Raw genomic sequence first — 18,661 nt, 5'->3', positions numbered from 1 at the left:
CGAGGCAACGATGGAAGCATCGCGAGACATTTCCGACCTGATCGACATCATGGCGGCGCTGCGAAATCCCGAAACCGGTTGCCCTTGGGACATCGTCCAGACCTTCGAGACCATCAAGCCTTACACGATCGAGGAAGCCTACGAAGTGGCCGATGCGATCGAGCGCAAGGACAATGACGATCTTTGCGACGAGCTTGGCGACCTGCTCTTGCAGGTCGTCTTCCATTCGCGGATCGCGGAGGAAGCTGGCGCATTCTCGTTCGGCGACGTCGTGCAGGCCATCAGCCGCAAGATGATCCGCCGCCATCCGCATGTCTTTGCCGTCTCCGATGCCAAGACCGAAGATGCGGTGACGCTGCAATGGGATCGAATCAAGGCCGAAGAAAAGCGCGAACGGGCCGAGCGTCGCGCCAGAAGCGGGATGACCGAGGATTTCAAGGACGGCTTTCTGGGCTCGGTACAGCGGACCTTCCCTGCCCTTACCGAGGCGTTGAAGCTGCAGGAACGGGCCGCCAAGGTTGGCTTCGATTGGTCGGCGCCGGAACCGATTCTAGACAAGATCGAAGAAGAGATCGGTGAATTGAGGGTCGCGCTTGCAAGCGGCGATCAGGCCAAAGTCAGCGACGAGCTCGGCGATCTGATCTTCGCGGTCGTGAATATCGGCCGTCATGTGAAAACCGATCCGGAGCAGGCGCTGCGCGGGACGAACACGAAGTTCCGGCGCAGATTCCATCACATCGAAACGACGCTTGAAGCTGATGGCGAGACGCTGGAAGGCGCCTCGCTAGAGCGGATGGAAGAGATCTGGCAGTCGGCAAAAGCGATCGAGCGGCAGTTGGACAGCGTGAAGTCGGCCTAAATCCGCCTACTCCCAGTCTTCACGCTGCGGCTTCGGGCCATTGCCCATGCGCCGTTCAAGCTCGCCGGCTTCGGCTTCGGTCAAGCGCACCTCGAGCGTCACCGTGCCATCCTCATTATCCTCACGGCTATCGACGATAGCGTGATTGTAGAGCCAAGGCAGCAGCGCAAGCTTTTCCACCGGCAGGGTGATCGTGGTTTCCGTCAACACGCCGGAGAGGCGGCGACTGATCTCATCCATCAGGCGATCGACGCCCTCGCCGCTGATTGCCGAGACAGCTATGACGTTTTCCGTATTGGACGCCTTCTGCACGATGGCATCGTGCGCTTCTGGCTCCAGACGGTCGATCTTGTTCCAGACCTCGACAATGCGTTCTGCGCCCTCGGCTTCACCGATGCCGAGATCGTTGAGGATCCGCAGGACGTCGGCGCTCTGGGCCTGATTGTCGTCGTCCGAGAGGTCGCGGACATGAAGGATCAGATCGGCTTCCAACACCTCTTCCAGCGTCGCACGGAACGCGGCAACCAGGTGAGTCGGCAGATCGGAAATGAAACCGACCGTGTCGGAAAGGATAACGGTGCGGCCGTGCGGCAGCTTCATGCGGCGCAAAGTCGGGTCGAGCGTGGCAAAGAGCATGTCTTCCGCCAGCACGCCGGCACCGGTGATCCGGTTGAACAGCGTCGACTTGCCGGCATTGGTATAGCCGACCAGCGCCACGATCGGATGCGGCACCTTCTTGCGCTTGGCGCGGTGAAGCTGGCGGGTGCGAACGACCTGCTCGAGCTCGCGCTCCAGTCGGATAATCCGCTCCTGCAGCATGCGCCGGTCAGCTTCGATCTGGGTTTCACCGGGACCACCCATGAAGCCGGCACCGCCGCGCTGGCGTTCAAGGTGGGTCCAGCTTCGAACCAGCCGACCCTTCTGATAGTTCAGATGTGCAAGCTCAACCTGCAGCGTGCCCTCCTTGGTGGAGGCGCGCCGGCCGAAGATTTCGAGAATGAGGCCGGTACGGTCGATGACCTTGGCGTTCCATGCCTTTTCGAGATTGCGCTGCTGCACCGGGGTCAGCGGATGGTCGACGATGACCAGGCCGGCATTGAACTCGTCAAGCAGCGCAAGGATTTCCTCGATCTTGCCGGTCCCGAGCAATGTTGCCGGCCGCGGATCATTGATCGAGACAATGGAACCGCTAACAACCTCAAGGTCGATCGCAAGCGCGAGACCCTTGGCCTCCTCCAACCGGCTCTCCGGGGGGCGAGAGACGGATATGGCGCTGTCGGCCTGGGCGGAACGCGCTGCGCGGGCCTGTTTCAACACAGGCACGACGACAACAGCGCGCATATCATCCCGGTGCTTTACAGTCTCCGGGATGAGGGAATCATTTTTGGTATCGCGTGTCGTGATAGTAGGAAGTCCTGGTTAGGATGCAGCTTCTTCGCTCTCGAACATCTGCATCGGCTGACCCGGCATGATTGTCGAGATCGCGTGCTTGTAGACGAGCTGCGAGTGGCCATCACGGCGGAGCAGGACACAGAAATTGTCGAACGAAGTAACGACACCCGTGAGCTTCACGCCGTTAATCAAGAAAATTGTCAGTGAAATTTTTTGCTTGCGAACAGTATTAAGAAACAAGTCCTGCAAGTTTTGAGAACGTTCCGCCATCGCGCCGCTTCTTTCTTTTTTGCCGACCCAGGTCGGTTAAATGTCATGATATACAGAGGTCCCGGACGGGAGATACCCTCATTCTCTCCCCCCCAGCGAATGTTGGTATCAAATCGCAGTCTTTTCCGCAACGTCGAAAAAGGCTTCGCGAATTTTCTGTGACATGCTGCCCGGATGACCATTGGCAATGGTCTCGCCATCGATAGAAACGACCGGAAAACAGATACTTGTGGCCGCGGTGATGAAGACTTCACGGGCCTGCATCATCTCTTCGACCGAGAAGTAACGCTCGACAATTGTCACTCCGAGCTTGGCTGCGACATCCATCAGGGTCGTGCGCGTGATGCCGCGCAGGATGCCGTGCTCGGCCGGACGCGTAACGAGATTGCCCTCGTTATCGACGATCCAGACGTTGGTTGCAGCGCCTTCCTTTACCATGCCGTGATGGTCGATATAGATCGCTTCCTGCGCGCCGGCTTCCTTGGCCTGCTGGCGAGCCATCGCGTTGGGAAGCAGGCCGACGGACTTGATATCGACCCGGTCCCAGCGATTGTCACGGACGGTGATTGCCTTGATACCGTTGGCATTCTTCTTGGCAATCGCGGACTGATCGGTGCTCTTGGCGGTGACGACGATCGAAGACGGCGTGCCGGCTGGCGGGAAGACATGATCGCGCCGGGCAACGCCGCGCGTCACCTGCAGATAAAACAGACCGTTGCGAACATGATTGCGGCGCAGCGTCTCGCGAATCACGAGAACGAGCGCAGAGCGTGTCATCGGCCAGGCAATGCGCAGCTCGCCCAGCGAGCGGTTGAGACGGTCGAGATGGCGCGTCATGTCGACGATCACGCCATGACGAACCTCGCAAACCTCGTAGACCCCATCGGCAAACTGATAGCCGCGATCCTCGATATGCACCGTAGCGTCGCTATGCTTGACGTAGCGGCCGTTGACATAAGCTATTCTCGGCATGAAAGCCCCTGATCCGAACTCTGTAATGTTTGCGATGTCGAGCGGTCGCTCAGACGCCGAGCGACTTCAACTTGCGATGCAGCGCCGAGCGCTCCATGCCGACGAACTCGGCGGTACGCGAGATGTTGCCGCCGAAGCGGTTGATCTGGGCGATCAGATAATCACGCTCGAACATTTCGCGTGCTTCACGCAGCGGCAATGTCATGATGTGATAATCGTTCTTGGCTGAGACCTTCGGCAGCATGTCGCCGAGATCCGTCGGCAGCATTTCCGCCGTGATCGGCGTTTCCGCACCGTCCGAGCGCGCCAGAATCATCAGACGCTCGATATTGTTGCGCAGCTGACGAATATTGCCGGGCCAGTCATGCGCTTGCAGAACCGCCATGGCGTCATCGCCGATCCGACGCGAGCGGATACCCGCCTGCTCGGAAATCTGGCGCATCAGCTGATCGACGAGGAAAGGAATATCCTCACGGCGCTCGGCAAGGGCGGGCACGCGCACGGGCACGACGGCGAGCCGATGATAGAGATCCTCGCGGAACAGGCCCTCGGCAATGCGGCTTTCGAGATTGTAAGCGGTGGACGAGATGATGCGGACGTCCACCTTGACGCGCTTGGAGCCGCCAACACGCTCAAACTGCTGATCGACCAGCACGCGCAGGATCTTGTTTTGAGTCTCGCGCGGCATCTCACCGACTTCATCCAGATAAAGGATGCCGCGATGGGCTTCTTCAAGGGCGCCGATCTTGCGCGCCTGCCCCGGCGATCCCTCGGTGCCGAACAGCGCGATCTCCATGCGCTCCGGCGTAATCGTCGCCGCGTTCAGCGCCACGAAAGGGCCGTTCGCGCGGGTCGACTTCTTATGGACCATGCGGGCCACAAGCTCCTTGCCCGAACCGGACGGACCGAAGATCATCACACGGCTATTGGTCGGCGAGACCTTGTCGATCGTCTGGCGTAGCTGCGAAACGGCGACCGAGGTGCCGATCAGCTCAACGGCATCGCCGGTGCGGCGCTTCAGCTCGGAAACCTCGCGCTTCAGCTTCGAATTCTCCAAAGCGCGTTCGGCGATCAGGATCAGGCGATCGGCCTTGAACGGCTTTTCGATGAAGTCGAAGGCGCCGCGCTTGATGGCGGAAACGGCCGTTTCGATATTGCCGTGACCGGAGATCATAACCACCGGGAGATCCGGATGGCGCGCCTTGATCTCGTCCAGCAGCGCCAGACCGTCGAGCTTGCTGCCCTGCATCCAGATATCGAGAAAGATCAGCCGTGGCGCTCGATCGGAGATCGCGGCGAGCGCGCTGTCGCTGTCATGCGCGGTGCGGGTTTCGTGACCCTCATCCGAAAGAATTCCCGAAACGATTTCGCGAATGTCTTCCTCGTCGTCGACTACGAGAATATCAGATGCCATAGACGCTTTCCTTATCACTTTCTGGGTGGGCGACGGCGGCTTGCTCACGGCGCGGCAGATGCACGCGGATCATGGCCCCTCTACCCTGGTCGAAATCGGCGGGTGCGTCGTGAAGCTCGATCTGCCCGCCATGGTCTTCAATAATCTTCTTGACGATGGCGAGACCCAGGCCGGTGCCTTTCTCACGCATCGTCATATAAGGTTCGAGAATACTGTGTCTGTTCTCCACCGGCAGACCGCGACCGTTGTCGATGACATCGACGGTGAAGCGATCACGGTCGGCATCCAGCGATGTCCGCACAAGAATTTTCGGCTGTTCGCGCGCCTCGGCGCTCGGCACGCCTTCAATCGCCTCGACGGCATTCTTGATGAGATTGCCGAAGGCCTGGCCGAGCATTCGCGTGTCGAACATGCCCTCGAGACGTTCGTCGCCCAGTTCGCGTTCGAATTTAACATGGTTGTTGCCCATCTCGCGCAGGAACACCGCATCCCGCAGGATGTCGCGCAGATCGCTCGGCTCCATCGTCGGCTTGGGCATGCGGGCGAAAGAAGAGAACTCGTCGACCATGCGGCCGATATCGCCCACCTGCCGGATGATCGTGTCCGTGCACTGGTCGAAGACCGGGCGGTCGACGTCAGCAATATTCTTCCCGAAACGACGGCGGATGCGCTCAGCCGACAGCTGGATCGGTGTCAGCGGATTCTTGATCTCGTGCGCGATACGGCGTGCGACATCGGCCCAGGCGGTCGAGCGCTGCGCAATAACGAGATCCGTAATGTCGTCGAGCGTGATGACATAGGATTCGTTCGCGTCACGCGATTCCTCGCGCGTCACCTGCACACTGAGCGTACGCACGGTGCCGCCGCGTACGAGGCCGATCTGCTTACGAAAATCGCTGCGGTGGCGCGTCGTCGCCTCGGTCACGACCTGATCGACTTCCGGGGCGATATCGACCAGATTCTTGCCAAGAAGCTCCTCGCTCGTCAGCGCCAGCAAATCCTCGGCCGATGTATTGGCGATCGTGATGCGACGATCCTGTTCGACGCCGATCACGGCGGCCGTCACACCGGACAGCACCGCCTCGATGAAGCGCCGGCGATCATCGACCTCATCCTTCGCCTCAAGGATTTCGTCACGCTGTGTGCGAATCTCCGAGATCATCTTGTTGAACGTGCGCGAAAGACTGCCGACATCGCCGTCCGCCGAGCGCACCGGCACCAGCACGTTCATGTTACCCGACGCGACATTATCAGCCGCACTGATCAGAAGACGGATCGGCCTGACGATGCGGTCGGCAATCGCGATCGCGGTCCAGATCGCGGCAAGCAGCACGATGAGCGCGAAGCCGATGTAAAGCACCGCAAAGGCGATCTGCAGGGACATGCGCCCCTCTTCCATCGCCTTGTACTCGACGGTGTTGTCTTCTACCATGCGCATCGCGTTCATGACGCGCGGGTCGACCGCGCGGACCGTGTAAAGGAACGAGCCGGGAAGTTCATCGAGCTTGATCACGGCGCCGACGAGATTGGTCACGCCGGGCGGAATGAGGGTCGGCTGACCGTTGGCCGATGAATCAAGCGCGTCCTTCGGAATGGCCGGCAGCGGGCGTTCAGTCTTGATATCAGCCTGGACAATGGCGCTGCCGTCGCGGCGTACGAGGAAAGCGCCAAGCAACCCGCGGCCCCGGGCCTGACGGGTCATCAACTCGGCAAAACCGGTCTTATCCAGGCTGTAGAGCGAGCGATTGCGCTCCAGATCGTTCGCCATCGAAACCGTCTGTCCCTGCAGGTAGCTCGCATTCTCCATCAGATAGGCCTGAGCCACATTCTGTGAGGAACTGATGATCTGCTGGGTACGAACACCGAACCAGCGGTCTAGGCCGACATTGAGCGTGAGGCTTGCCACGATGGCGACGAGGATCGCCGGCGTGATCGCAACGATCGAAAACAAGGCGACGATGCGGATATGCAAGCGGGCAGCAGCGCGGCCACGGCTGCGCGCTTTCATCAGCCGGGCGACTTCGCGCGCGATCAGCGCGATCAGGCCGAGAACGAAGAGGCCGTTAATGACGACAGAGGTAAAAACGACCGAGGATGTCGGAGCAACCGGGGTAAGCCCGAGCAGCATGAGGAGCGTGGCAATCGCACACAAAAGCGCGCCGCCGGCAAGTATGAGGCCCGGCAGGGCAAAGGAAGCACGACGGTCGGTCACCTTGACGACCGCCTCGTCGCTCACCGCCGGCGACACTGCGTCCTGCATCATTCCCATCATCTCCACGCCTGAGCGACGGTCGGCGCCCTGGTCGAACCGCACTGCCACCCTTGGGCATCAGCACGAGCAACAGGCAGAGGCGGGAACTGTCGTTCGATCTCGCCATAAGCGAGATCCTACTTCAGGTCATTTTCGCAATAGACTGAAAAATCTGGCAAAACTTCGCTTTTACTGAAATGCACCAGACGAATCGTCATCGCAAAAACGACGAATCTGCTGCGTGACCTTTAAGCAACGCATTGTGGCGAAAATGCAACGCATCGGATTGAGTTGTCAAGCCGTGCGAGAGCTTCTGTAAACCGAAACTCCCAGTTCTCTAATCTTTTTGCGCAACGTATTGCGGTTGAGGCCCAAAAGATCGGCAGCCTTGATCTGATTGCCGCGCGTGGCGGTCAAAGCCGCGAGAATCAGCGGGTACTCCATTTCGGTCAACACGCGATCATAGAGGCCGGGCGGAGGCAGATTTTCGCCAAAACCGGCGAAGTAGGTTCGCATGTTCTCTTCCACGGCCTGAGCGATGGTCATTGAGCCGGTGCGGACCGGCCCCTTTTCGATCGGACTATCGGGGACATCGGCGCGCAGTTCCGCATCGATGATCTCCTTGGTGATCACATCCTGCGGGTATAGCGCCATCAAGCGGCGAATGAGGTTTTCCAGTTCCCGCACGTTACCCGGCCATGGATAAGCCTTCATCAGCTCCAGCGCTTCCTGATCGAAGCGCTTGGAGCCAAGCCCTTCCTTTTCCGCCTGGGTGATGAAATGGCGCACGAGATCGGGAATGTCCTCGGCACGATCACGCAGCGGCGGCAGACGCAGCGGCACCACGTTGAGACGATAATAGAGATCCTCGCGGAAAAGTCCCTGATTGATCGCCTGCTTCAAATCCTTATTGGTGGCAGCGACGATGCGGACATCGGTGCGGATCGGTGTGCGGCCGCCAACGGTCGTATATTCGCCCTGCTGCAGCACGCGCAGCAAACGGGTCTGCGCATCCATCGGCATGTCGCCGATTTCGTCGAGAAACAGCGTGCCGCCTTCGGCCTGTTCGAAGCGCCCCGTCGAGCGGGTCTGCGCGCCTGTAAAAGCGCCCTTCTCGTGGCCGAACAGCTCGGATTCAATCAAATCACGCGGGATGGCCGCCATGTTGATGGCGACGAACGGACCGTTGCGGCGCTTGCCGTAATCATGCAGGGCGCGCGCCACCAGCTCTTTGCCGGTACCCGACTCGCCGGTGATCATCAGCGTCAGATCGGTCTGCATCAGGCGTGCGAGCACACGGTAGATTTCCTGCATCGCGGCGGAGCGGCCGACGAGCGGCATGCCGTCCTGCATGTCGTCATCGATCTTTGCCGGCTTGCGCTTCGGTTCCGCCAACGCACGGCCGACGATCGCGATCAGTTCGGTCAGGTCGAACGGCTTCGGGAGATAGTCGTAGGCACCCTTCTCCGACGCCTTGATCGCCGTCATGAAGGTGTTCTGGGCGCTCATCACCAGAACCGGCAGATCAGGCCTTGCCTTCTTGATGCGCGGCAGGAGATCGAAGGCATTTTCGTCGGGCATGACGACGTCGGTTACAACGAGGTCGCCTTCGCCGGCCGAAACCCAGCGCCAGAGCGTGGCAGCGTTCGATGTAATGCGTACATCGTAGCCCGCGCGGCTCAAAGCCTGGTTGAGCACGGTGCGGATGGCCGCATCGTCATCGGCGACAAGGATCGTGGCTGTCATCGAGTAGTCCCTGTAGAGTTCGGAAAGGGGGCATCTTCTAAGGTGATACCTTTGGAAGCAGGCATCAGAACACGGAATGTGGTGCGATGGTTCTGGCTGTCGCATTCGACGATGCCGCCGTGATCGCCGATGATCTTGGCCACAAGCGCAAGGCCGAGACCTGTTCCGTTCGTCTTGGTGGTGATGAACGGATCAAACAGATGCGGCACGAGATCGGACGGCACACCGGGGCCGTTGTCGATGACGCAAAATTCCAGCGGCAGCGAGATCTTTTCACGCGTACCGGCAACCGAGAGCCGGATGCCGGGACGATAGGCCGTCGTCAGCATGATCTCGCCGTCCTGCCGATCGCCCACAGCCTCGGAAGCATTCTTCACCAGATTGAGGAAAACCTGAACGAGCTGATCCCGATTGGCGAAAACCGCCGGCAGCGACGGATCGTAGTTTTCTGAAATCTTGATGTTACGGGCAAAACCGGCCTTGGCGACCGCCTTCACATGATCGAGCACGGAATGGATATTGACGGGCACACGATCGACGGGCCGCTCGTCGGAGAAGACCTCCATGCGGTCGACCAGCGAGACGATGCGGTCGGTCTCATCGCAAATCAGCCGCGTCAGCGCGCGATCGTCGTCCTCGACCGATTGCTCCAGCAGCTGCGCCGCACCGCGAATACCCGACAAGGGATTCTTGATCTCATGCGCCAGCATGGAGGCAAGGCCGGTGACCGAGCGGGCAGCGGCGCGATGCGTCAGCTGCCGGTCGATCTTGTCGGCCATCGAGCGTTCCTGGAACACCACGACCACCGAGCCGATATCGCTCGAAACGGGGGCAACGTAGAGATCGACCAGCTTATCCTGCCCAAGACGTGGCGAACTCAGATCGACGCGGTATTCGTTGACGGGTGCGCGGCGCTCGCGCACCTGGTCGATCAGCGCGAGCAGCGGGCTGCCGAACGGAATGAAACTGGAGATTTTGTATCGCGACAGATGCGATGCGCTCGCGCCGAAGAAGGCTTCCGCCTCCCAATTGGCGAAAGCAATGAGGCCGGCTTCATCGACCATGATAACCGGATTCTGGATCGCGTTTAGAACGGCCATAGCCACGGAATTGGCCGTATCGCCCTCGGCTCCGGAGCTGGATTTCGAAGTCATGCAGCCTCCTGGACGCTTTGCGCGAGATCGGCGCCGGCCGACAGCGCAGCATGGAAGGATGCAGCCACCTCGCCGCTCTCCTTCGACGTCATGATTTTTGCCTTGTCGACGCCTGTCGTCGCCGGCGCATAGCGATCGAGGTACCAGCCAAGATGCTTGCGGGCGTGGCGAATGCCGACGGCCTCGCCGTAAAACTCCAGCATCATCCGGTAATGTTCGAGTGCGATCGCGACGATTTCCTCGCGGGCCGGTTCGCGATGACCGGCCAGCACGCCGGCATGCCATGGGCGCCCCTGGCAACCGCGACCGATCATGACGGCGTCGGCGCCGGAACGCCGCAGGATTTCCTGCGCATCCTCAGCCGTCTCGACGTCACCGTTGGCAACAAGCGGAATGGAGACCACATCGCGTACGGCACGGATCGCGTCCCAGTTTGCCCTACCCTCGTAGAACTGCATACGCGTGCGGCCATGAATGGTGACAAGCTGAATGCCAGCCTCCTCGGCACGACGCGCGATATCAGGCGCGTTGATGGAATTCTCGTCCCAGCCGAGCCGCATCTTCAGCGTTACCGGTATCTTCACGGCGCGCACAGTCGCCTCGATCAATGTCAGCGCATGGTCCGGATCGCGCATCAGCGCCGACCCGGAGTAGCCGCCGATGACCTTCTTGGCCGGGCAGCCCATATTGATGTCGATGATATCTGCGCCGTTGTCGGCGGCGATCTTGGCCGCCTCCGCCATCCAGTGCGCCTCACGGCCTGCCAGCTGCACCATATGCGGCTTCAAACCGGCACTTCTCAGACGCGCCCACGATTCGGCCGCATCCTGGACCAGCTCGCGGCTTGCCACCATTTCCGTCACCACAAGGCCGGCCCCGTAGCGCAATGCGAGCTGCCGGAACGGCAGATCCGTGACGCCCGACATCGGCGCAAGGATGACGCGATTTCGAATGGATACCGGACCGATGGAAAATGGAGCTGCAAGCTTGGGAGAAAGCAAATGATTATCTTTCGGGCACACCATACATCTGCACTATTTTTAGACACGCTTTAAAAGTTTGCCAAGGGGTTTCGAAGAATCCCGATAATTTTTGGGCAGATGCTGGAAAATACTCAGTTGAGGCGATAGACCCTGCTCAAACAGGATCGTCTTCTGGCGGTCCATTTAGCATGTGCTTTTTCAAAGGAAAGCGTTACGCCTTCCAAAGCCATGCCGAAGACCGGCCTTTCATTCTTCGGGGGTTTATGACGCAAATGCATTCAACGCAACCGCTGTCGGTGGGAATCGTGATCGTTGCCGCCGGGCGTGGCGAACGGGCGGGCGCTCCGGAAGAAGGCCCCAAGCAATATCGTCCCATCGGCGGCAGAGCGGTTATTGCGCATACGCTTGAAAGATTCGTGACATGGCCGCAGACGGCGAAGATTGTCGTCGTGATCCATCGCGATGACGAGAAGCTGCTGAGGGCCGCGCTGGAACAGGTCTCCAATCCACCGGAGATCGAGATCGCCTTTGGCGGCCCGACGCGCCAGCAATCCGTTCTTGCGGGGCTCAGGCACCTGAAACCAAACGGCGTGACGCATGTGATGATCCATGATGCCGTGCGCCCGTTCTTCGACCATGATCTGCTGGATCGTGTTGCTGCCGCGCTGGCGGATGGTGCACCGGCCGTTTTACCGGCCATGCCTGTCACCGATACGTTGAAGCGCGGCAACACGGAGGGGCTGGTCGTCGACACCGTGCCGCGTGCGGGACTTCACGCTGCCCAGACGCCGCAATCCTTCCGATTCACCGATATCCTCGACGCCCACGAAAGAGCCGAAGCCGATGGCCGGACCGATTTCACCGACGATGCGTCGATCGCCGAATGGTGTAACCTGCCGGTGACATTGGTTATCGGCAGCGCCGACAACGTAAAACTGACGATCAAGAGGGATATTGCCATGGCCGATGAAAAGCTCAGTACCGGCCTGCTGCTGCCCGACGTGCGCACCGGCAACGGCTATGACGTTCATCAGCTGGAGCCCGGCGATGGCGTTATTCTCTGCGGCGTCTTCATTCCGCACGACCAGAAGCTGAAGGGGCATTCGGACGCCGATGTCGCCCTGCACGCGTTGACGGACGCACTGCTTGCCACCTGCGGCGCCGGCGATATCGGCGATCATTTCCCGCCCTCCGATCCGCAATGGAAGGGCGCCCCTTCCCGGATCTTCATCCAGCATGCGGCAAAAATCGTGCGCGAGCGCGGCGGCACCATCATGAATGCGGATGTCTCGCTGATCGCCGAAGCGCCGAAAGTCGGGCCACACCGCGATGTCATGCGCGCCAGGCTATCGGAGTTTCTGGGCATCAGCATCGATCGCTGCTCCGTCAAGGCAACGACCAACGAGAAAATCGGCTTTGTCGGCCGCCGCGAGGGCATCGCAGCCATCGCAACCGCGACCGTCGTCTATCGCGGAGGCAAGCCGTGATGCATTTCCCCGATGAGACTATTGCGCTCGCGCAGAAGATCGTTACCGACTTCACTGCGAAAAAGTGGATGATCGCAACGGCCGAATCCTGCACCGGGGGGCTCATTGCCGGTGCCCTGACCGAAATTCCGGGTTCGTCCGCCGTGGTCGATCGCGGCTTCGTCACCTACACCAACACCGCCAAGATGGAGATGCTCGGCGTTCAAGAGCAGACCCTTACGCAATTCGGTGCTGTATCGAAGGAAACGGCACTCCAGATGGTGCATGGCGCCCTCTTCCGCTCCCATGCCGATTTTGCCGTAGCGGTCACGGGTATCGCAGGTCCTGGCGGCGGCTCGACGGAAAAGCCTGTCGGGCTCGTGCACCTCGCGGCAAAGGCGCGCAGCGGTGGCTTCATTCACCATGAGATGCGCTATGGCGATATCGGCCGCGACAAAGTTCGGCTCGCCACCTTGAACACGGCATTGGAGATGCTCGTCACGCTCGGTCGGTAACAGCGGACGGCTCAGGCGTAGATCTTGTTCGCGCGCGTTTCGAAGGCATCCGTAAACATGCGGAACGCACGATCAAACATCGACCCCATCAGCGCACCGAGAATGCGGCTCTTGAACTCGTAGTCGATAAAGAAATCGATGACGCTCCCGCCGTTTTCCGCCGGCTGAAAACGCCAACGATTGTCGAGATACTTGAACGGGCCGTCGATATATTTCACGTCGATGGCGCGCTCCGACTTGTTCAACAACACCTGCGTCGTGAAGGTCTCGCGGATCGCCTTGTAACCGACAGTCATATCGGCAATCAGCAGGATCTTGCCATCGCGCTCCTTGCGGCTGCGAACGGAGAGCCCTTCGCAAAGCGGCAGGAACTCCGGATATCGCTCGACGTCGGCAACGAGGTCGAACATCTGATCGGGGGAATGGGGGACGGGGCGATGAGTTTCGAACTGAGGCATGAGCCGCAATTAAGCAGGACGACCGAGAAGATCAAGAAGCTGACGCATTTCGCCGCGGGATTTCAGCTGCAAGACGGGGACATCGGGGCCGTGCTCGGCAAGACCGGCTGTGACGCGCGGCGAGAATTTCTCCTCGAATGTCCAGATGAATCGCAGGAACTCCCAATCGATCTTCTCGATGCACCCCGGTGCCATTTCGGGGCGCGTCCGGCCCATCCATTTGATCCATCGCGTTACCGCGCCCCAGATACACAGGAGGCGAGGCATCCGCACCCAAATGACCAGATCGGTCCGCGGCAAGCGCAGATCGAACGTGGAAGGATTCGTCCCATCAAGGATCCATCGTTCTTCCCGAACCTTGGAGATGATGATGGCGCGTTGCTCATCCTTTGCACGCTCGACCCATCCGGGAAGCCACAGGACATCGCGATCGATCGAAACATAGGCAAGGCCGAAGCGATCGGCAATTTTCTGTGACAGCGTCGACTTGCCGCCGCCGGAGCAGCCCATCACCATGATTCGATTTGCGCGACGAATACGAGCGGCCGCCTCGGCGAGATCGCGCACCTCGCTGTGCAAATCGGGTACTGCCGGAACATCCATCTCAGCCTCTCATATCTTGTGTTGAAGGCGCGCCAGAAGTTCATCGCTTTCGCGGTGGGATTTCAACGTCAGGACCGGCACGTCTCGCCCATGAAGCGAAAGCATCTCCTCAAACTGAGGCACCTCCTCACGCTCGAACGTCCAGATATATTTCAGGAATTTCCAGTTCAGCCGCTCCGGGCATCCCGGCGCCATTTCGGGCCGGGTGCCGCCTCTGTAACGCAGCCATCGTGCAAAGACGCCCCAGAGCGCGACCCGTCGCGGTGGGCGGCGCCATAGGACGATCTGCGTGCGCGGCAGCCGCAAGGGCAAGGTTCCCGGGCTGTTGCCGTCCATGATCCAGCGAGGACCAGCCACAGCCTGCTCGATCAGGGAACGCGCCTCGGGTCTTGATCTGGTCTTCCAACCTGGCAGCCAAAAGATATCCCGATCCATGGAGACATAGACGACATCCAGTCTGGATGCGATTGCCTGCGCGAGCGTGCTCTTGCCGGTGCCCGAACAGCCGATCACCAGAATTCGCTCTGCTTTTGCAAGGATGGACGCCGCCTCTTCCATATCGACGGCACGCGACAGCGCCAGCGGCGCGATAGTTTGCTCCACGGTCCAGCTCCACAATCGAATCTAAAGCGCCGATACCGGTCACAAACGGCGGCGTGTTCCCTAGGCCGCACGAATGACAGGAACATGACGGCACAAACAAAAACCGCGGCACAATCGCCGCGGTTCGATCAAATGACAAGTTTTAATTTGCGTTGCTTACTCGGCCGCAACCAGAAGCTTCTTGGCACGAGCGGCGCGAAGGCGCGCGAAATCGTCGCCGGCATGGTGCGAGGAGCGGGTCAGCGGGCTCGAAGACACCATGAGGAAGCCCTTTGTATAGGCCACGGTCTCATAGGACTTGAATTCCTCCGGGGTCACGAAGCTCATCACCTGGTGATGCTTGCGCGTCGGCTGCAGATACTGGCCGATGGTCAGGAAGTCGACGTCGGCGGTGCGCAGGTCATCCATCAGCTGAAGCACTTCATTGCGCTCTTCGCCGAGGCCGACCATGATGCCCGATTTGGTGAACATCGTCGGGTCCAGCTCCTTGACGCGCTGCAGCAGGCGAACCGAGTGGAAGTAGCGCGCACCGGGGCGAACCGTCAGGTAATTGCCCGGCACGGTTTCCATATTGTGGTTGAAGACGTCGGGCTTGGCGGCGACGACACGTTCTAGCGCGCCCGGCTTCTTCAGGAAGTCCGGCGTCAGGATTTCGATCGTGGTTCCCGGCGAAGCGGCTCTGATCGCCCAGATCACCTTCTCGAAATGCTCGGCGCCGCCGTCTGCCAAATCGTCGCGGTCGACGGAGGTGATGACGACGTGGCTAAGGCCCATTTCCTTGACGGCCTTGGCGACATTTTCCGGCTCCGCCATGTCGAGCGCATTCGGCTTGCCTGTCGCGACATTGCAGAAGGCGCAGGCGCGCGTACAGATCTCGCCCATGATCATGAATGTGGCGTGCTTCTTGTCCCAGCACTCGCCGATATTCGGGCAGCCGGCCTCCTCGCAGACCGTGACGAGCTTATGCTCCTTCACGATCGAGCGGGTCTCGGCATACCCCTTCGATGTCGGCGCCTTCACACGGATCCATTCCGGCTTGCGCAGCACTTCGGTATCCGGCCGATGCGCCTTTTCCGGATGCCTTACGCGCTTTGCCTCAGGATTGATCGTGTCGAGAATCGTGACCATGAAACGTCTACTTTCCGCCGCTCAAGTGCGGCCTTCATCGCCGAGCGAATTTGGCGAGGAATATCAGAATGCATGCACCGATGAAACCGGTGATGAAAAAGCCAAGCCGGCCTCCTGGTACGTTGGCATGCAGGGCCACCAGAAGCCCTGCCGCAACCACCGAGCCGGCGATGCCGAGAATGATGTTCAGAATAATGCCGTAGCGTGCGTCCATCAGCTTGCCTGCGAGCCAGCCCGCGAGACCGCCGATGATAATCAGACCCAGCCAACCGACACTTTCCATCACATCTCCGATTTCAGAGCATTTCCGTTTCCAATCAAGTCACGGAAAGGCTCAATCCATTTGCGTCTACCCAGTTCCAGTAGCGCTGCTACGCACTTTTCCTGGAACCGCTCTAGGCGATCAATCTCGCCAGTAGCACCACCACGATCGCACCGACCGTGGCATGAATGACTTCCACGACGAGCGCATTTTCAATGCCGAGCGATATCCCGAAATAATGGAACAGGAAACCGCCGACGAAAGCCCCGATGACACCACTCACCAGGCAACTGATGAGCCCGCCTCCACCGACGATCAGGCTCGCGAGAAAGCCCGCCACCAGACCGATAAGAAGAAAGACGACCCAGCCTTCCGCCGTGATAGACATGTTGATTTCCTTTCCTGATTTCCACCCCTTGGATAAAGGGCGAGCCAGGAAATTATCAAGCGTTCAGCGCCCGGCCGTAAGCGTCCAGCACCGACTCCTTCATCGATTCGGAAACAGTCGGATGCGGGAAGATCGTGTGCATCAGCTCTTCTTCCGTCGTCTCCAGGTTCATGGCGACAACGAAGCCCTGGATGAGTTCGGTCACTTCGGCGCCAACCATGTGCGCGCCGAGCAATTCGCCGGTCTTCTTGTCGAAGATGACCTTGCAAAGACCCTGATCCTCACCGAGCGCGATCGCCTTGCCGTTGAAGGCGAAGGAGAAGCGGCCGACACGGATATCGCGGCCGAGTTCCTTGGCCTTGGCCTCGGTGATGCCGACGGAGGCGACCTGCGGCTGGCAATAGGTGCAGCCCGGAACCTTGCCCTTGTCGGTCGGGTGAACGTTCGGCAGGCCAGCGATCTTCTCGATGCAGACGACGCCCTCATGCTCAGCCTTGTGCGCCAGCATCGGCGGGCCGGCGACATCGCCGATCGCATAGATGCCGGGAACATTGGTCTTACCGTAGCCGTCGATGACAACGCAGCCGCGGTCGGTCTTCACACCAAGCGCCTCAAGGCCGAGGTTCTCGATGTTGCCCTGGACGCCGACGGCGGAGATCATGCGGTCGGCAACGATCTGCTGCACCTTGCCGTCTTCCGTTTCGACATGCGCGGTGATCGAGTTGGCGGCCTTCTCAACCTTGGTGACCTTGGCCTTGGTCAGGATCTTCAGGCCGCGCTTTTCAAGCTGCTTGCGGGCAATACCGGAGATTTCGGCATCTTCGACCGGCATGATGGTCGGCATGACTTCGACGACGGTCACATCGACACCCATCGAGCGATAGAAGCTCGCGAATTCGATGCCGATCGCGCCCGAGCCCATGACGAGCAGCGACTTCGGCAGGAAATCCGGCTTCAGCGCTTCAAAATAGGTCCAGATCAGCTTGCCATCCGGCTCGATGCCGGGCAGAGCGCGCGGACGGGCGCCGGTCGCGACGATGATGTGCTTGGCGGTATAGGTGCCCTCGCCCTTGACGTTCTTCGGCAGCGGATGCTGCGGCTCGACAACGGGCTTGGTCGACTTGCCGACGACGATTTCGCCCGGGTTAGTGATCTTGGCTTCGCCCCAGATCACGTCGACCTTGTTCTTCTTCATCAGGAAGCCGACGCCGGTGTTCAAGCGGGCGGAAACGCCACGCGAACGGGCGACAACTGCCTTCACATCCGCGCTCACCTTGCCTTCGAGAACAAGGCCGTAATCCTTCAGATGGTTGGAATGATCGAGAATTTCAGCCGAGCGGAGCAGCGCCTTGGTGGGAATGCAGCCCCAGTTGAGGCAGATGCCGCCCAGATGTTCACGCTCGACGATCGCGGTCTTCAGGCCAAGCTGGCCGGCGCGCACGGCGGCGACATAACCGCCCGGACCGGAGCCGATGATAATGACGTCGTAATTCTCAGCCATGTGTTTCCTGCCTTATTGCTGGCGGCGGGTCAGAGCCGGCGCCTTGAATTTATCAGAGACCGAGCATCATCCGCACGATCGGCTCGAGGCCGCGACCGAGCGCCCGGGTGTTTTCCGCATCGAGATGCACACCATCGAGCGGCGTGGTGACGGCGACCGTATTGGCATCGAAGAAGCCGCATCCGAGTTCATCCGCCAGATCGCCGTAAAGCGTCGGCAGCTTGCTCGATTCCTTTACAGCACCGAGAAAGCTCGCCGCGAAAGCGGCATTGGCCGTCTCGGTAATTGCCGGCGGGGCGACGATGAGGATGTCGGGCACCTCGTAATCGAACCCCCAGGCATGATTGCGCACCAGCTGGATCAAGCGGCTGATACCCTGCAGAGCGGCAAAGGCCGAACCGGCGACAACCGGCTTCATGTCGTTGGTGCCGAGCATGATGATGACGAGATCGAGCGGATTATGGCTCTGCAGGATCGTCGGCAGGATCTTCGCACCGTTGCGGTCGCAATCGGCGAGATGATCGTCGAAAGCGGTGGTACGGCCGTTCAGCCCTTCCGGGATGATGTGTACCTGGTTGCCGAGCGCCTTTTGCAGCACGCTCGGCCACCGATCTTCATAGGCATGACGGCCGACCGTTTCGGCACTGTAGCCCCATGTCAGCGAGTCGCCGTAACACAGAACAGTCTTGGTCATTC

The 18,661-nt window shown here is 60.0% G+C and carries 19 protein-coding genes; 3 read left to right on the top strand and 16 right to left on the bottom strand.

Features of this window, described 5'->3' with window-relative positions:
• Positions 1 to 10 precede the first annotated feature (10 nt).
• Positions 11 to 859, top strand: a complete 849-nt coding sequence (gene mazG / locus HGP17_RS04095) for a nucleoside triphosphate pyrophosphohydrolase (RefSeq protein WP_168806163.1) — start codon at positions 11 to 13, stop codon at positions 857 to 859.
• A 6-nt stretch (positions 860 to 865) separates the two neighbouring features.
• Here the strand turns inward: mazG and hflX are convergent, their stop codons facing one another.
• From hflX to dusB, 8 genes are all read right to left on the bottom strand, one after another.
• Positions 866 to 2,200 (bottom strand): GTPase HflX, encoded by a 1,335-nt coding sequence (gene hflX, locus HGP17_RS04090; protein ID WP_168806161.1) that lies wholly within the window; start codon positions 2,198 to 2,200, stop codon positions 866 to 868.
• Between the two features lie 78 nt (positions 2,201 to 2,278).
• Positions 2,279 to 2,521, bottom strand: coding sequence for an RNA chaperone Hfq (gene hfq / locus HGP17_RS04085; protein ID WP_003539403.1), 243 nt, complete (start codon positions 2,519 to 2,521; stop codon positions 2,279 to 2,281).
• A gap of 108 nt (positions 2,522 to 2,629) precedes the next feature.
• Positions 2,630 to 3,493: a D-amino-acid transaminase gene (locus HGP17_RS04080; RefSeq protein WP_168806160.1), complete on the bottom strand. Its 864-nt coding sequence runs from the start codon at positions 3,491 to 3,493 to the stop codon at positions 2,630 to 2,632.
• Positions 3,494 to 3,542: 49 nt separating this feature from the next.
• Positions 3,543 to 4,907: a sigma-54 dependent transcriptional regulator gene (locus HGP17_RS04075; protein ID WP_168806157.1), complete on the bottom strand. Its 1,365-nt coding sequence runs from the start codon at positions 4,905 to 4,907 to the stop codon at positions 3,543 to 3,545.
• Positions 4,897 to 7,170 (bottom strand): PAS domain-containing sensor histidine kinase, encoded by a 2,274-nt coding sequence (locus HGP17_RS04070; protein WP_168806155.1) that lies wholly within the window; start codon positions 7,168 to 7,170, stop codon positions 4,897 to 4,899. The genes HGP17_RS04075 and HGP17_RS04070 overlap by 11 nt, the downstream gene beginning before the upstream one ends.
• 282 nt (positions 7,171 to 7,452) lie before the next feature.
• On the bottom strand, positions 7,453 to 8,904 hold the full coding sequence (gene ntrC / locus HGP17_RS04065) for a nitrogen regulation protein NR(I) (protein WP_168806153.1): 1,452 nt from the start codon (positions 8,902 to 8,904) through the stop codon (positions 7,453 to 7,455).
• Positions 8,901 to 10,058, bottom strand: coding sequence for a nitrogen regulation protein NR(II) (locus tag HGP17_RS04060; RefSeq protein ID WP_168806151.1), 1,158 nt, complete (start codon positions 10,056 to 10,058; stop codon positions 8,901 to 8,903). The genes ntrC and HGP17_RS04060 overlap by 4 nt, the downstream gene beginning before the upstream one ends.
• Complete coding sequence (gene dusB, locus HGP17_RS04055; RefSeq protein ID WP_168806149.1) at positions 10,055 to 11,083, bottom strand: tRNA dihydrouridine synthase DusB; 1,029 nt, start codon at positions 11,081 to 11,083, stop codon at positions 10,055 to 10,057. The genes HGP17_RS04060 and dusB overlap by 4 nt, the downstream gene beginning before the upstream one ends.
• Positions 11,084 to 11,304: 221 nt before the next feature.
• Between dusB and HGP17_RS04050 the strand changes: the two genes are divergently transcribed.
• Positions 11,305 to 12,528: a bifunctional 2-C-methyl-D-erythritol 4-phosphate cytidylyltransferase/2-C-methyl-D-erythritol 2,4-cyclodiphosphate synthase gene (locus HGP17_RS04050; RefSeq protein ID WP_168806147.1), complete on the top strand. Its 1,224-nt coding sequence runs from the start codon at positions 11,305 to 11,307 to the stop codon at positions 12,526 to 12,528.
• On the top strand, positions 12,525 to 13,022 hold the full coding sequence (locus HGP17_RS04045) for a CinA family protein (protein WP_168806145.1): 498 nt from the start codon (positions 12,525 to 12,527) through the stop codon (positions 13,020 to 13,022). Before HGP17_RS04050 ends, HGP17_RS04045 begins: the two co-directional genes overlap by 4 nt.
• 11 nt (positions 13,023 to 13,033) lie before the next feature.
• Here the strand turns inward: HGP17_RS04045 and HGP17_RS04040 are convergent, their stop codons facing one another.
• From HGP17_RS04040 to HGP17_RS04005, 8 genes are all read right to left on the bottom strand, one after another.
• Positions 13,034 to 13,480, bottom strand: a complete 447-nt coding sequence (locus tag HGP17_RS04040; protein WP_168806143.1) for a type II toxin-antitoxin system RatA family toxin — start codon at positions 13,478 to 13,480, stop codon at positions 13,034 to 13,036.
• A gap of 9 nt (positions 13,481 to 13,489) precedes the next feature.
• Complete coding sequence (locus HGP17_RS04035; RefSeq protein ID WP_168806141.1) at positions 13,490 to 14,083, bottom strand: AAA family ATPase; 594 nt, start codon at positions 14,081 to 14,083, stop codon at positions 13,490 to 13,492.
• Between the two features lie 9 nt (positions 14,084 to 14,092).
• On the bottom strand, positions 14,093 to 14,686 hold the full coding sequence (locus HGP17_RS04030) for an AAA family ATPase (RefSeq protein ID WP_168806140.1): 594 nt from the start codon (positions 14,684 to 14,686) through the stop codon (positions 14,093 to 14,095).
• A gap of 156 nt (positions 14,687 to 14,842) precedes the next feature.
• Positions 14,843 to 15,814, bottom strand: coding sequence for a lipoyl synthase (gene lipA, locus HGP17_RS04025; protein WP_168806139.1), 972 nt, complete (start codon positions 15,812 to 15,814; stop codon positions 14,843 to 14,845).
• A gap of 34 nt (positions 15,815 to 15,848) precedes the next feature.
• A complete protein-coding gene (locus tag HGP17_RS04020) occupies positions 15,849 to 16,097 on the bottom strand; it encodes a GlsB/YeaQ/YmgE family stress response membrane protein (protein ID WP_168806138.1) in 249 nt (82 codons plus the stop codon).
• A 112-nt stretch (positions 16,098 to 16,209) separates the two neighbouring features.
• Entirely contained in the window at positions 16,210 to 16,464 is a 255-nt protein-coding gene (locus HGP17_RS04015; protein ID WP_168806137.1) for a GlsB/YeaQ/YmgE family stress response membrane protein, read from the bottom strand.
• Positions 16,465 to 16,519: 55 nt separating this feature from the next.
• Positions 16,520 to 17,965 (bottom strand): dihydrolipoyl dehydrogenase, encoded by a 1,446-nt coding sequence (gene lpdA, locus HGP17_RS04010; RefSeq protein ID WP_168806136.1) that lies wholly within the window; start codon positions 17,963 to 17,965, stop codon positions 16,520 to 16,522.
• A 52-nt stretch (positions 17,966 to 18,017) separates the two neighbouring features.
• Positions 18,018 to 18,659, bottom strand: a complete 642-nt coding sequence (locus HGP17_RS04005; RefSeq protein WP_168806135.1) for an SGNH/GDSL hydrolase family protein — start codon at positions 18,657 to 18,659, stop codon at positions 18,018 to 18,020.
• Positions 18,660 to 18,661 lie beyond the last annotated feature (2 nt).

The organism is Rhizobium sp. P38BS-XIX (genome assembly GCF_012641435.1).
In the GTDB taxonomy this organism is placed as follows: domain Bacteria; phylum Pseudomonadota; class Alphaproteobacteria; order Rhizobiales; family Rhizobiaceae; genus Rhizobium.
This window is presented reverse-complemented; position numbering and strand designations above follow the sequence as displayed.